A 14,452-nucleotide genomic window follows, 5' to 3' on the forward strand; every position below is an offset into this window, starting at 1 on the left:
GGTGGAGGTCGTCGAGGAAGGCGTTGACGGCGAGCCGGTGGACGCCGGGCGGCCTGGTGACTACGCACAGTAGCGCCCCCCTCACCTATGGTGGCTCCATGCCGCCCCGTTTCCCTCCAGGAGGGGACATGACCCGAAGTGAGCGCGCCCGTAGGCGCGAACAGCCCGCGTCCGCCACAGGTCGATCCTGGCTCGACCGCTTCTTCTTCATCGGTGAGCGCGGCTCCGGCATCGCCCGCGAGGTCCGGGGCGGTCTCACCACGTTCATGGCGATGGCCTACATCATCGTCCTGAACCCGATCGTCCTGAGCGGCGTCGCCGACGTGAACGGGGACACCCTGTCGGCCGCACAGCTGACCACCATGACGGCCCTGGCCGCGGGCCTGGTCACGATCATGATGGGGGTGGTCGGCCGCGCGCCGATCGCCTGCGCCGCCGCCCTCGGGGTGATGGCGGTCGTCGCCTACCAGGCCGCCCCCGTCATGTCCTGGCCCGAGGCGATGGGCCTGGTCGTGTGGCAGGGCGTCGCCATCGTCGCGATGGTCGTCACCGGTGTCCGCACCGCCGTGATGAACGCGCTGCCGCACGACCTCAAGCTCGCGATCGGCGTGGGCATCGGCCTGTTCGTGTCGCTGATCGGCCTGGCCAACGCCGGTTTCGTCAGCAAGGGCGACGGTGACGGCCTGCTCCAGATCGGCGCCTCCGGCGACGGCGGGCACCTCCTGGGCTGGCCGCTGCTGGTGTTCGTGTGCGGACTGGTGCTGGCCGGCGCGCTCCTGGCGCGCGGCGTCCCCGGCGCCATCTTCTACGGCATCGTCGGCGCCACGGTGATGGCCGTCGCGGTGCACTACGCCCTGGGCCTGACGCCGGAGGACTGGGGCGGCGGCGCGCCCCAGCTGCCCGCGAGCCCGGTCGCCGTGCCCGACTTCGGGCTCCTGTTCCAGGTGGACATGTTCGGGGCCTGGACCACGGCGGGGCCCACGGCCGCGGGGGTCATCCTGTTCACCCTCGTCCTGGCCGGGTTCTTCGACGCCGTCGGCACCATCCTGGCCATCGGAGCCAAGGCGAACATCGCCGACTCCGCCGGGAACATGCCCCGGGTCAACCAGATCCTGGCCACGGACGGGACCGGGGCCGTGGTCGGCGGCCTGACCAGCTCGTCGGCCACCCTGGTGTTCGTGGAGTCCACGGCGGGGGTGGGCGAGGGCGCCCGGACCGGGCTGGCCAGCGTGGTCACGGGCCTGCTCTTCCTCACCGCCATCGTGTTCGCCCCGGTGTTCGCGATCGTCCCGGCCCAGGCGGCATCGGTGGCGATGGTGCTGGTGGGGGCCCTGATGATGACGCAGGTGCGCGGCATCGCCTGGGACGACATGTCCGTCGCGATCCCGGCGTTCCTGACGATCGCGGTCATGCCGTTCGCCTACGACATCGCGAGCGGTATCGGCATCGGGATCATCGCCTCCACGGTCCTGAGGTCGGCACAGGGCCGGTTCCGCGAGGTGGGCTGGCTGATGTGGCTGCTCAGCGCCGTGTTCGTGTTCCACTTCTCGATGCACGCCCTGGGGCTCTGACCCGGCACGCCCCCGCGGGGCCGGTGCGCACCTCGGCGCGCACCGGCCCCGCCGTCGTGGGGGCACGGGCGCCGCCGGCACGCGGCGGGTCGGCGGCGCCCCCGGAGCGGACCGCGCAACGCTGACCTGCGCCCCGGCGGAAGCGTCCGCGGCCGGTGTCCGAAGGGCGTTGACAGCCCGGCGGAGCCACCCTAAGTTGACATTGACAACTTTCATGCGCACCAGGGACGGACACCCATGGACCACGTCACGGTCAACGGCGCACGGCATCCCGCACCCGTCGACCCCGAGACCAGCACCGCCGAGCACGTGCGCGACCGCCTCGGCCTCACCGGCACCAAGATCGCCTGCGGCGGCGGAGTGTGCGGCGCCTGCACGATCCTCGTCGACGGCTCCCCCACCGTCTCCTGCCTCCTGCCCTCCGACCGCCTGGCGGGCCGCACCGTCACGACGGTCGAGGGCCTCGGCGGCACCCACCCCGTCCAGTACGCCTTCGCGGCGCACGACGCGCTCCAGTGCGGATACTGCACCCCGGGGTTCGTCGTCTCCGCCTCGGTCTTCGTCGACACCTGGCGGGCGGACCACGGCGACACCCGGCCCGACCGCGACACGATCGCCGAAGCGCTGTCCGGCCACCTGTGCCGCTGCGGCGCCTACGAGGGGATCTTCGCCGCCGTCGCCGCCGCCTGCGCCGGGGAGTTCGACTCCCGGCCGGACCGGGAGCCCCCCCGCCGCGACGCCGTCGACAAGGTGACCGGCCGGGCGCGGTTCAGCGCCGACCTGGCCCCGCACGGCCACTGGGAGGGGGTGATCGTCCGCTCGACCCACGCCCACGCCCGCGTGCGCGCCGTCGACCCGGGCGCCGCGCGCACCGGGGACGCCCCGGAGGACACCGCCGCAGCCCCCGGAACCGCACCCGTGTTCACCGACCTGCTCGGGGAGGACCGCACCGTCCGCTACGTCGGCCAGCCGATCGCCGCCGTCGCCGCGCCGACCTCCGCCGGCGCCCGGGCGGCCGCGGCCGCCGTCCGGGTCGACTACGACCCGCTCCCGGCCGTGCTCGACGCCGAGGCCGCCCGGGCGCCCGGGGCCCCGGTCCTCTACCCGACCCGGGCCGAGCGGGCCGCCGCCCCCAGCTACGGCGAGGCCCCGACCCCTCCGGCCCGGTGGGAGGGCAACCTGCGCGGTCCCGGCACCCTGAGCTGGCGCGGCCCCACCGCCGTGCGCAGGCTGCGCCGGGCCGCGCGGGCAGGTGACCCGCTCCTGGTCTCCGGGGAGTTCACGACCGCCTCGCAGGCGCACAACCCCCTGGAACCGCACGTGTGCGTGGCCTCCTGGGAGCCGGGGGGCGACCTGTACCTGCGCGTGTCCACACAGGCCGTGGCCAAGACCGCGGAACGCGCCGCGAAGCACTGGGGCCTGCCCCTGGACCGGGTGCACGTCGTCAGCGAGTACGTCGGCGGCGGGTTCGGCGCCAAGAACGCCCTCTCCGCCGACATCGTGGCGTCGGTGGAGCTGGCCAGGGCCGCCCGCGCGCCGGTACGGGTCGCGTTCGACCGCGCGGAGGAGCTGACCGACGCCGGGCACCGGCCCGCGGCCCGCACCCGGGTGGCGCTGCTCGCCGACCGGAACGGGGGCCTGGCCGCGATGAGCGTGGACTCCCGTGGCGAGGGAGGGGTGTCGGTCGGCTCCTCCGCCGCCGCGCTCGCCTTCATGATGTACGGCCGCTCGCCCCGGCGGGTCCGCGACTTCGACGTGGTCACCAACCTGCCCCCCGGCATGCCCATGCGCGGCCCCGGCGGACCGCCCATGGCGTGGGCGCTGGAGCAGGCCGTCGACATGATGGCGCACCGGTTGGGCGGGGACCCGCTGGCGCTGCGCGCCCGCTGGGACGGCAACCCCAAGCGGCGCGCCCTGTACGCGCGGGCCGCGGAACTGGACCTGTGGCGGGACCGGCCGCGCGGCCCCCGCTCCGGCCGCTTCCGGCGCGGAGTGGGGGTGGCCGCCGCGAGCTGGCTCTACCTCCTCGGACCGCAGGCCAGGGTCGAGCTCTCGGTGGAGGACGGCTCGGTGGTGGTGCGATCGTCCACCCAGGACATCGGCACCGGGATCCGCACGGTGCTCGCCGGGGCCGTCGCCGACAGGCTGGGCGTGCCCGCCTCGGACCTGCGGGTGGAGATCGGGCGCAGCGGGCCGGTGCACGGCACCGGGTCGTACGGTTCGCGCACCACCACGTCGATGGGGCCCGCCGCTGTGCAGGCCGCCGACCGGCTGCGCGACGCCCTGCGGGAGCGCTCCCCCTCGGTCCCCGCCGTCGGCCCGGTCCCCGAGCACGCGTTCAAGGAGGCCCTCACCGCGGCCGAGGGCGTGCGCGTGGAGGGCGGGCGCGGCCTGGACCGCTGGGGCCAGCTCTCCCCGAACATGGCCGACGACCTGGCCCTGGGCCGGGGCCTCAGCGGCGCGGTGCACGTCATGGAGGTGGAGGTGGACACCCTGCTGGGCCGGGTGCAGCCCACCCGCTGCTGGGCCGGGATCGCCGCCGGCCGCGTCTACGCCGAACGGCTGGCCCGCAACCAGTGCGAGGGCGCGGTCGTCCAGGGGGTCGGGTACGCGCTGTTCGAGGAGCGGCGCCACGACCCCGCCACAGGGGTGACGCTCACCGACAACATGGAGGACTACCGGATCCCGGGTCCGGGGGACGTGCCCGAGACCGAGGTGTACTTCCACGAGGAGGGGTTCGAGCACGTCCCCGGCGGCGGGATCGGCCTGGGAGAGGTGTCGGTCGTCGGCGTCGCCGCAGCCCTGGCCAACGCCGTGCACGACGCCACCGGCTGGCGGCCGCACGAGCTGCCCGTCCGTCCGGACCGACTGATCGAAGGACTGCGATGATCACCGTCACACGACCCGCGACCCTGGACGAGGCGCTGTCCGGACTGGACGGCACGGGCGCGCTCCCGCGCGCCGGGGGAACCGACCTGACCGCCTGCCTGGGATCGGGGGTCATCAGCTCCGCGCCGGTGGTCGACCTGTCCGGCGTCGGCGAGCTGCGCGGGGTGGACTGGCTCCCCGACGGATCGGCCCGGGTGGGCGCCCTGACGGGCGTCGGCGAACTGGCCGGGGACCCGGGGCTGGCCGACGCCTACCCGGCGCTGGCCGCCGTGGCGCGGGTCCTGGCCACCCCGCAGGTACGCGACGCGGCGACCCTGGGCGGGAACCTGTTGCAGCGCAACCGCTGCTGGTACCTGCGCAACCCGGCCTTCGACTGCTTCCAGACGGGCGGTGACTCCTGCCCCGCCCGTTCGGGCGACCACCTGTACGGGGTGGTCGTGGACCAGGGGCCGTGCGTGGCCCCGCACCCCTCGTCGCTGGCGGTCGCCCTGCTGGCGCACGACGCGACGGTGCTGGTCGCGGGGGCCGGCGCCGCGCAGCCGGAGGAGAGGCCGGTGGCCGACCTGTACGACGGGGCGGACCCCGCCCGGGACCACGTGCTGGCGCCGGGCCGGGTGCTGGTGTCGGTCTCCCTGCCGGTTCCGGTGCGGGGCGAGCGCTCCTCCCACAGGAGGGCGACGGGACGCTCCCGCTCGGAGTGGCCGCTGGTGGAGGCGGTGGCGCGGCTGGACTGCGGCGTGGACGGCGCCGGACCGGTGACCCGGGCGGCCGTGGCCGTCGGCGGGGTGGCACGCACCCCGCTGAGGCTGCCAGGCGTGGAGTCCGCCCTGGTCGGCGCCCTTCCGGGGCGCGCGCCGGGCCCGGAGGCGGAGGACGCCCTCGCGGACCTGGCCTCGCTGTGCTCCCCGCTCCCCTCCACCGGGTACAAGGTGGACCTGCTTCGCGCCACCGTGCGCGACGTGCTCGAACGGGCTCTGGGGGTCCCCCGCTCCTGAGGCGCGGGAGACCCCGCCGGGCGCGGGGCGGCGTGACGGCGCCGGTCCGCGCCCACGGGCCCCGGACCGGCGGCCCGGGTGCGGGACGGAGGCCGTGCCGCCCGGCGGCCGCGCACGCGAAACGCCCGGCCGGGGTGCCCCGGCCGGGCGTTCGGGCGTGCTGTTCCGAGCGGGTCGGCGGGTTCGGGCGCCGCAAGGGCGCCCCGCGTCCGCCGGGCGGCTCCGGTCAGTGCCGCAGCAGCGCCCGGTGGGCGAGTTCGCGGCACACGACCGCGAAGTCCAGCCCGGCGGCGGCCGCCGCCATCGGGAACGTGGAGGTCTCGGTCAGCCCCGGGGCGACGTTGGTCTCCAGGAAGGTGGCCCGGCCGTCCGCCCCCACGATGAGGTCGGTGCGGGAGAAGTCCCGCAGCCCCAGGACGCGGTGCGCGGTCAGCGCCACCTCCGCGGCCGCGGCCAGGGCTTCCGCGTCCAGGCGGGCCGGGCAGAAGAACTCCGTGCGGCCGGCGGTGTAGCGGGCGGCGTAGTCGTAGACCCCGCCGTCCGGCACGATCTCCACCGGCGGCAGGGCCACCGGGCCGTCGCCCGTGTCCAGGACCCCCACGGCGAGCTCGGTGCCCTGGACCTGCTCCTCGACCAGGGCCGAGTCGCTGTAGGCGAAGCAGGAGACCAGGGCGGTGGACAGGCCCTGCACCGACGTCACCGGGGCGGCGCCGAAGGCCGACCCGCCCCTGTCCGGCTTGACGAACAGCGGCAGGCCCAGGCGCTCGGCGAGCCGGTCGAGCAGGGCCGGGGCCCCCAGGTCGTGGAACGCCGACTTGGGCAGCGCCGCGCCGCGCGGCACCCGCACGCCCTGCTCGGCGAGCAGGGCCTTGGCCGCGGGCTTGGAGTAGGCCAGGCGGCAGGCGGAGGGCCGGGCGCCCACGTAGGGCACCCCGACCAGTTCCAGGACCTCCCGGATGGCGCCGTCCTCGCCGGCGGACCCGTGCAGGACGGGGAAGACGACCTGCGGCGGGTCGTCGGAGAGCCGGTCGAGCAGGGTGGAGTCGACGTCGGCGACCTGGACCTCCACGTCCAGTCGGCGGAGCGCCTCGGCGACGCTGCGCCCGGAGTGGACGCTCACCTCGTGTTCGGGGGACAGGCCCCCGGCGAGAACGAGGACCCGGTCAAGGTCGGCCACGGCGCCAACCTCCTTCTGTGCTGCGGTCATGGTGCTTGGTGCCTTGCTCGGGGGTGTCAGGGCAGGTCGGGGGCCGGCGACTGGTGGCCCTCGGTGCTCGGGGCCAGGGTGGTGCCGAACGTATCACGCAGGTCGACCTCCCCCTCGATGGCGCCGACGAGGCGTCGCACGCCCTCCCGGATCTGCTCGGGCGTGGGGTAGCAGAAGCTGAGGCGCATGCTGTCGCGCCCGCGGCCGTCTGCGTAGAAGCCGGTGCCGGGGACGTAGGCGACCCGCTCGGCGACGGCGCGGGGCAGCATCGCCTTGGCGTCGATGCCCTCGGGCAGGGTGGCCCACACGAAGAACCCGCCCTCGGGCCTGGTCCAGGTGCACCCGGCGGGCATCATCGCGGTCAGCGCGTTGAGCATCGCGTCGCGGCGCTCGCCGTACATGGAGTTGAACGCCTTGATCTGCTCGCGCCACGGGAAGGTGTTGAGGTAGCGGCGCACGACCAGCTGGTTGAACGTCGAGTGGCTGAGCATCGCCGACTCCGCGGCCAGGACGAGCTTGGCGCGCACGGCGGCGGGCGCGAGCGCCCAGCCGATGCGCAGTCCCGGGGAGAAGGTCTTGGAGAGCGATCCGAGGTAGACGACGTTGCCCTCGCTCTGCGAGTACAGGGTGGGCTCGGGTTCGCCGTCGTAGCGGAGGAGGCCGTAGGGGTTGTCCTCGACGATGAGCACGTCGTGGCGCTCGCAGGCCGCGACCACCTGGGCGCGCCGCTCGGCGCTCATGGTGATCCCGGCCGGGTTCTGGAAGTTGGGGACGGTGTAGAAGAACTTGACCGGGCGGCCGTCCAGCTCGGCCCGGACGAGCGCCTCCTCCAGGTCGGAGGGGATGACGCCCTGGTCGTCCATCGCCACGTGCCGGATGTCGGCCTGGAAGGCGGCGAAGGTGTTGATCGCGGTGACGTAGGTGGGGGCCTCGGTGAGGACGATGTCGCCCGGGTCGACGAACACGCGGGTGAGGAGGTCGAGGGCCTGCTGGGAGCCGACGGTGACGATGACGTTCTCGGGGCTGGCGGTGACGCCCTCCAGGGCCATGTACTCGCAGAGCTGCTCGCGCAGGACGGGGTCGCCCTGGGCCGATCCGTACTGGAGTGCGGCCGTGCCCTCCTCGGAGACGACGTCCTTGACGAGCTCTCCGATCTGGTCGAGGGGGAGGGCGGAGACGTTGGGCATTCCCCCGGCGAGGGAGACCACCTCCGGCCTGGAGGCCACCGCGAAGAGTGCCCGGACCTCCGATGCGACCATTCCCTGTGCTCGACGTGCGTAGCGGCCGACGTGGGGGTCGATGCGCGAGCCCTGTTGCGCGGGCTGCTGCTCTCGGTGGTCAGCGGACACGGTCCACCTCCGAAGGAAGGACGGTCTGAGGGGCCGGCAGGGTGTCGGCCGGGACCCGGGTGCGGTCTTCCGGTACGACGCCCGTCGTGCCCCCATGGTTCACACGGTGCCCCTGTGGCGGCTGGGCCGCGGGGGTCGGGTGAAACGGTCGGGTCGATCGAGCCGTGGGTGAGCACGGTTCGGTAAATGTGCTGAGTGTAGCCCAGCCCACGGCCCCGGGTCCGGGGGGAAGGGCCTTCCGTGCTGTTCGCCACACCGACCACCCCCGTCTCCTTCATCCCGAATCGTCCTCATCGTGGCTACCCATCCCCCGCGGTCGACTCACAGGGGGATGACGAGAATATGAGGAAGTGTTCACGCTTCTCCTCCGAGTCGGACATAGGCCCCATCTTTCCCATCAGCGACATTGGTCGCATGGGGCACGCGGGTCCGTGGGGCCGCCGTCCCACCCGACATTCCAGGGGGAAGCCATGAGAGTCCGCTCGACCACCGTCCTCGTCCCGCTGGCCGTCCTCGTCCTGGGCGGGGTGCTCGCCACGTCCTGCTCCCCCGGCGGGGCGCACGACGCGGAGGCCGACACGGCGCGGGTCGAACTGGAGCAGGCGGCCGACGCCCTGTCCGCGACGGCACTGCGGCCGGGAGCCGAGCGCGCCTTCGCCCGCGAGGGACACCCCGTCCCGGGGGGCCTGATCTGCGGCAGCCGCCCGCAGGGAGACCCGGCCGCCTCCCCGGCCGCCTCCGTGGCCCCGGGCCCGAACCGGACCGCCGGCACGGAGGGGTACGAGGCGTCCGCCTCCCCCGAACCCCGCGGCGGCCGGCTGGAGGTCCACTGCACCGGCGAGACCGAGGACGGCGCGCGGGCGGTGTTCGAGGGGCGCCTCCTGCGCGAGGCGCTGGCCGAGCGGGAGGCGGGCGACGACAGCCTTCCCGGGAGCTTCACCGGGAGCGTCGACGGCGAGCAGGTCTTCACCATGGACTGCTTCCAGTGCTCCCCCGCGGCCGAGGACGCCGGGGAACGGGAGCCCAGCGGCGAGGAACCCGGGACGGAGAAGGCGGAGAACGTCGAGGAGGCCCTCGACTAGGGCTCCGGCGCGCCCGCGCCCCCGTGGTGCGCGGCGGGACGTCCCGGAGGAGACCACCTCGGGAGACGTCCCGCCGCGTCGCGCGGCGGCCTCGGGCTCTCCCCCGATACCCCGAACGACCGCCTGGGCCCCGCGGCGCGTACGTCCCTCCCCGTGGCCCCCCTCAAGGCCCGAAGGTCGTGAACGCGCCGGTGGACCGGTACTCCGGTCGCCGTGCCCTCTCCGGCCCGGCGACCGCCCCGGCCGGGGCCGCGCAAGCACAGTCCACCGCACCCGGGAACGGGGCGCAACGGTTGCACTAGGTTGCGAGAAGATCGCGCAGAGCAACCGAGCGGTCGCCCGACCTCAGTGCCTCGCGGAGGTCCCGGACGCCGGGCGCCACCGACCCGGGCAGCAGGTCGGTCGGGGCGGGCGGGGCGACGACCCGTACCAGGACCTCCTCGCTGAACCGGTAGGGGCGGCTCTCGATGATGCCGCCCAGGTGCCGGCGCAGGCGCGACAGCTCGGCCCGCACGGTCACGACGTGGCCGCCCGCGCCGAACACGGCCTGCGACAGCTGTGCGCCCGTACGCCCCTCGCGGTGGCCGGCCAGCAGCAGGAGCAGTTCCGCGTGGCGCGGCGTCAGCCGGTGCGTCCACTCCCCGCTGGCCCCGGCGACCGCCACCGTGGGGGCGGAACGGGTCAGGTCCAGGGTGACCGTGGCGCCGCCGCTCTCCCGCTCCGGCCGGGGGCGCACCAGCCAGCCCCCGGGCAGGGGCTCCAGCGCGCACTCCCCCAGTGCGGGGAGCCAGGCCGTCCCCGTGTCCCGCTGCGTGGGCAGCAGGACCCTGCGGACCGGCTCCATGTGGACGGCAGCGGCCGTCCACCCGGCGTCGTCCACGACCAGGGCGCGCTCGCTCATCCCGGCCAGCAGGGGCGCCGCCACCGAGCGCAGCCGCTCCAGATGCGTGTGGTGGATCCCCTGGAGGTGGGCCTCGGCGAGCTGGGCGACCGCGCTGACCAGCGCCAGCGTCGCGGGGTGGATGGTGGAGACGGGACCGGTCACGTCGATGGCGCCGAGCAGGCGCCCGTCGCGGGGGTCGTGGATCGGGGCGCAGGCACAGGTGAGGGTGTGCAGGCTCCGGACGAAGTGTTCGGCCGAGTAGACCTGGACGGGACGTCCCACGACCAGGGCCGTGCCGATGGCGTTGGTGCCCGTGCTGCCCTCGTTCCAGTACGCGCCCTCGACCAGCCCCACCCTGTCGCCGACCGACCGCATGCGGTGCGACCCCTCGCGCCACAGGACCTGCCCGGCGGAGTCGGCGACCAGCATGATGTGGTCGGCCTCGTCCGCGACCGAGACGAGGGACCGGCGGATCAGCGGGAGGACCGCCGCGATCGGGGAGGCGTCGCGGTTGCGCTGGAGCTCGTCCACACGCGCCACCCGCGGGGGCGGCGCGCTGTCGGGGTCGATGCCGAAGCCGCGCATCCTTCCCCAGGAGTCCTCGATCACGGGGCGCAGCGGCGCGGGCGCGGGACGCCCGGTGAGCGAGGCCTCGTGCACCCGTCTGAGCATGAGCGCGTGCTCGCGGGCATCGGCCCCGGCGGGCAGGGCCGTGTCCAGCGGAGGAAACGACATGTGGCCCCCTGACTTCGGGTTCGCTACGGAGATACCAAGTGTCCAGGCTGAGCCCCGACAGGGTGAGGGAACCGGAACACGCGCACGATTCGGAACCGTGGTCGGCGCACAACTTCCGCTTTCCGAGCGAAAACCGGGTCCGTACGCCGCACATGGCAGCCGCTGCCCCCGCCGGGACGACGATGTGCGCGACCAGGATCGGGCACCGCGCACCCCGAATCGGGGAATTGGCCGGAAGCGGCCACGCCCGCACGGGCGAGGGCAGGTGGGAGGGGCCGGTCCGGGCCCGTGCACGTGCGTGCGCGTTGCACACCCGCACGTGCGCTCGGGCCCGGGCCCGAGCGCGGCGGAGGTCCCGGGAGCGCGGTCAGGGGCCGGGCCGCCACCGGGTGAGCGCGAACCACAGGCGCATGCGCTGCTCGGCGTCGGCCAGGTCCACTCCCAGGTCCCGCTCGATCCTGCCGATCCGGTAGCGGACGCTGTTGCGGTGGGCTCCGAGGTCGGCCGCGGCCCGGTCCCAGTTGCCGTGGCGGGTGAGCCAGGCCCGCAGGGTCGCGCGCAGGAGCCCCGCGGGAGCGGTGTCCTCGGCGAGCGGCCCCAGGACGCCGCGTGCGAGCGCGTCCGCGCCCAGCGGGTCCAGGAGGGCCTCGAAGGGGTCGGTGTCCTCCTCCCACAGCAGCGGGCCCCCGGCCGCGCGGGCGCGGGGGAGGAGGGAGGCCGCCGCGCGGTCGGCGGAGGACAGCTCCTCGGGGGAGACCGGGCCGCTCAGCACGCCGATCCACCCGTGGAGCAGGAGCAGGTCCAGCCCTTCCCGGTGCGCGGCGTCGCCGCGGTCCGCGAGGACGGCGCGCAGCAGTCCCGGCGGGCCGGGGGCGGCGTCCAGGACCCGGGTGTCCAGGGGCAGGCCGACGGGAGCGGTGTGCCGCCCCCGGTCGGCGGGAAGGGCGTGCAGGACGCGGTAGGCGCCGGCGTGGCCGTCCCCGCCCCCGGTGAGCCCGGCGAGCAGGGGCAGGGCCTCCTCGGCGACCCCTCCGTCCAGCAGCAGGGCGGTGAGGAGGCGGCCCGGGGCCGGTGGGGCGCCCCGGTCGGTGCGCGCGAGGAGGTCGAGCAGCGCGGTCGCGGTGCGCAGGACCGCTCGGTCGGTGATGCCGAGGGGGTCTGGGCGCCCCACCAGGACCACCCCGTGGTCGTCGGGGGGCGAGCCGACGGTGTGCAGGAAGACCTCGTCCGCGCCGTACCGCGCCTTGGCGCTGCGGGGACCGTGCGGGAGGGTGAGCCGGGCGACGAGCCCGTGGAGGTCGGGGTCCAGGTCCCGGGGCGCGCCCGGCGTCGCGTGCCGTCCACCGGCTGCGGCCCCCGTCCGCGCCGGTGCGGCCTCCCCGGACGGGGCCGGGGTCCCGGCGTCCGGGGCCCCGGGCGGGACGCGGGCGAGCAGCGCCCACCCTCCGAGGGCCTCGGCGAGCACCCTCAGGACGCGGTCCACCGGCGCGTCGGCGGTGACGGCCAGGGCCAGTGCCTGGTGCGCCTCCCCGAGGCGGCGCAGGTCGCGCAGCCGCCGCTCCTCCAGCTCCGCGCCGACGGCCTGGCTGACGGCGGCGAACGGGGTGGGGCGGGGGACCGCGACCAGCGGCAGTCCGCGCGCGTGGCACTGCTCGACCAGGCCCGCGGGGACGGTGTCGTGGACGGGGGTGACTCCGAAGCCGACCGCGCTGACCCCGGCGCCGACCACGGCGTCGACGTAGGCGCGCAGGCCGGCGGCGGTTCGGGGCAGGTTGACCCCCGCCGTGAGCAGGAGTTCGCCGCCGCGCAGGTAGGCGGAGGGGTCCGTCAGCTCGCTGACCACGGCCCAGGCGATCCCCGGGTCGCCCGCCTCGACGACGGTGGCCAGCGCCAGGTCGCGGCGGCCCGTGACCACGCTCAGCGGCACGGTGTGGACGTCGGTGCGTCGGGCCCGGTCTGCCACGGCGTTCCCCTTCTCCCCGCCCCGCGCCGCAGGTTCCGGCGCCGGGTGCCTCGTGTCCCCCGTGTTGCGCACAGGGGTGCGCCGACCGCACTTTCTGGATGGTTCGCACATCCAAGGAGGTTTGACGGTGCGGTTCGTCCACTGGAGCGTAGTCGAGACGCTGCCTAGTCTGTCCGAAGTCCGTGTGACCTGCGTCAATGCCGCCGCTGTTCACTCCCCCGTACCCCCGCGTCCACATTTGGAGTGCCATGACCGTCGACCTCGCGGTGATCGCCGCCTATCTCCTGGGTATGGTCGCCCTCGGCTGGTGGGGCATGCGCCGCGCCACCAGCAAGTCCGACTACCTGGTCGCCGGACGCCGCCTGGGTCCGCTGATGTACGCGGGCACCATGGCCGCGGTCGTGCTCGGCGGCGCCTCCACCGTCGGCGGCATCGGCCTGGGATACACCTACGGCGTCTCCGGCGCCTGGCTGGTCGTCGCCATCGGCGTCGGCATCCTCGCGCTGCACCTGTTCTTCGCCAAGCGCATCTCGCGGCTGCGGGTCTTCACCGTCTCCGAGATGCTGGACCTGCGCTACGGCGGCAACTCGCGGGTGGTGTCGGGCCTGGTCATGTGGGGTTACACCTTCATGCTGACGGTGCCCTCCACCCTGGCGTTCTCCACCATCTTCAGCGGCCTCTTCGAGCTCCCGCGCGCGGTGGCGATCATCCTGGGCGGCTCCATCGTGGTCCTGTACTCCACGATGGGCGGCATGTGGTCGGTGACCATGACCGACATGGCCCAGTTCGCCATCAAGACCATCGGGCTCGTCCTCATCCTGACGCCGGTGGCGATCTGGTCGGCGGGCGGCTTCTCCGGGATGCGCGAGTCCCTGGACCCCTCCTACTTCAGTCCCACCGCCATCGGCGGGGAGACGATCCTGACCTACTTCGTCATCTACTCGCTCGGCCTGCTCATCGGCCAGGACATCTGGCAGCGCGTGTTCACCGGCCGCGACGACCGGGTCGCCAGGGTCGGCGGCATCGGCGCGGGTGTCTACTGCCTGGTCTACGGCGTGTGCGGGGCCCTCATCGGCACCGCGGCGGCCGTTCTCTTCCCGAACCTGGCCAACCCCGACGACGCGTTCACCCTGATGGTCGACGCGACCCTGCCCGTGGGCCTCGCCGGCCTGGTGATCGCCGCCGCGCTGTCGGCCGTGATGTCCACCGCCAGCGGCGCCCTCATCGCCTGCTCCACGGTGACGTCCACCGACCTGTGGCCCCAGGTCCGCCGCCTGTTCGGGCGCGGCGGGGCCTCCCACGGGGGCGGGAACCGCGACGAGGTCGCCTCCAACCGCGTCTTCACCCTGGTCCTGGGCGCCGCGACCATCGGCGTCTCCCTGGCCGTCGACGACGTCGTCGCGGCGCTGACCCTGGCCTACAACGTGCTCGTGGGCGGCCTGCTGGTCGCCATCCTGGGCGGCCTGGTGTGGAAGCGCGGCACCCGCGCGGGCGCCCTGGCCTCCATGCTCACCGGGTCGGTGGCCGTCATCGTCACCATGGCCCTGACCGGGATGCTCGCCAACGAACCGATCTACGTGGGGCTCGGCACCGCCCTGGTGGTGTACGTGGCCGTGAGCCTGCTGACCCCGCCGACGGACCCGGCCGTCCTGGCCGCCTGGCAGAGCCGCCTGCGCGGCGACGACGCACCGGAGGGGGCCGGGGCCGCACCGGCCGCCGTGGACCCCGTGGACGCGCCCGCGCCCCGGGACGGCTGACCCGCACCGACCGACCGCACC

Annotated in this window: 9 protein-coding genes; 5 read left to right on the forward strand and 4 right to left on the reverse strand. The window is 74.9% G+C overall.

Annotated features, from left to right (window positions below; translation table 11 throughout):
* Positions 1 to 128 precede the first annotated feature (128 nt).
* The 3 genes from ABZ234_RS19900 (at position 129) to ABZ234_RS19910 (ending at position 5,455) form a co-directional block, all read left to right on the forward strand.
* Positions 129 to 1,571 (forward strand): NCS2 family permease, encoded by a 1,443-nt coding sequence (locus ABZ234_RS19900; protein ID WP_267944536.1) that lies wholly within the window; start codon positions 129 to 131, stop codon positions 1,569 to 1,571.
* 237 nt (positions 1,572 to 1,808) lie between these two features.
* Complete coding sequence (locus ABZ234_RS19905; RefSeq protein WP_355013060.1) at positions 1,809 to 4,460, forward strand: molybdopterin-dependent oxidoreductase; 2,652 nt, start codon at positions 1,809 to 1,811, stop codon at positions 4,458 to 4,460.
* Positions 4,457 to 5,455, forward strand: coding sequence for an FAD binding domain-containing protein (locus tag ABZ234_RS19910; protein ID WP_355013061.1), 999 nt, complete (start codon positions 4,457 to 4,459; stop codon positions 5,453 to 5,455). The genes ABZ234_RS19905 and ABZ234_RS19910 overlap by 4 nt, the downstream gene beginning before the upstream one ends.
* Positions 5,456 to 5,681: 226 nt before the next feature.
* Here the strand turns inward: ABZ234_RS19910 and ABZ234_RS19915 are convergent, their stop codons facing one another.
* Both ABZ234_RS19915 and ABZ234_RS19920 read right to left on the reverse strand, forming a co-directional pair.
* Positions 5,682 to 6,632: a D-alanine--D-alanine ligase gene (locus ABZ234_RS19915; RefSeq protein WP_344176088.1), complete on the reverse strand. Its 951-nt coding sequence runs from the start codon at positions 6,630 to 6,632 to the stop codon at positions 5,682 to 5,684.
* Positions 6,633 to 6,688: 56 nt separating this feature from the next.
* Positions 6,689 to 7,921: a PLP-dependent aminotransferase family protein gene (locus tag ABZ234_RS19920; protein ID WP_267950402.1), complete on the reverse strand. Its 1,233-nt coding sequence runs from the start codon at positions 7,919 to 7,921 to the stop codon at positions 6,689 to 6,691.
* Positions 7,922 to 8,481: 560 nt separating this feature from the next.
* On the opposite strand from ABZ234_RS19920, the gene ABZ234_RS19925 reads away from it, so the two are divergent.
* A complete protein-coding gene (locus ABZ234_RS19925) occupies positions 8,482 to 9,093 on the forward strand; it encodes a hypothetical protein (protein WP_355013062.1) in 612 nt (203 codons plus the stop codon).
* Positions 9,094 to 9,391: 298 nt separating this feature from the next.
* Here the strand turns inward: ABZ234_RS19925 and ABZ234_RS19930 are convergent, their stop codons facing one another.
* Positions 9,392 to 10,711 carry a helix-turn-helix domain-containing protein gene (locus tag ABZ234_RS19930; RefSeq protein WP_267944541.1) on the reverse strand — a complete coding sequence of 440 codons (1,320 nt, stop codon included), beginning with the start codon at positions 10,709 to 10,711 and terminating at the stop codon, positions 9,392 to 9,394.
* Positions 10,712 to 11,078: 367 nt separating this feature from the next.
* Positions 11,079 to 12,674, reverse strand: a complete 1,596-nt coding sequence (locus tag ABZ234_RS19935; RefSeq protein ID WP_355013063.1) for a PucR family transcriptional regulator — start codon at positions 12,672 to 12,674, stop codon at positions 11,079 to 11,081.
* A 248-nt stretch (positions 12,675 to 12,922) separates the two neighbouring features.
* Between ABZ234_RS19935 and ABZ234_RS19940 the strand changes: the two genes are divergently transcribed.
* A complete protein-coding gene (locus ABZ234_RS19940; protein WP_352985304.1) occupies positions 12,923 to 14,431 on the forward strand; it encodes a sodium:solute symporter in 1,509 nt (502 codons plus the stop codon).
* Positions 14,432 to 14,452: the final 21 nt, after the last annotated feature.

The sequence above is a fragment of the Nocardiopsis sp. NPDC006198 genome, from assembly GCF_040613895.1.
GTDB lineage: Bacteria > Actinomycetota > Actinomycetes > Streptosporangiales > Streptosporangiaceae > Nocardiopsis > Nocardiopsis tropica.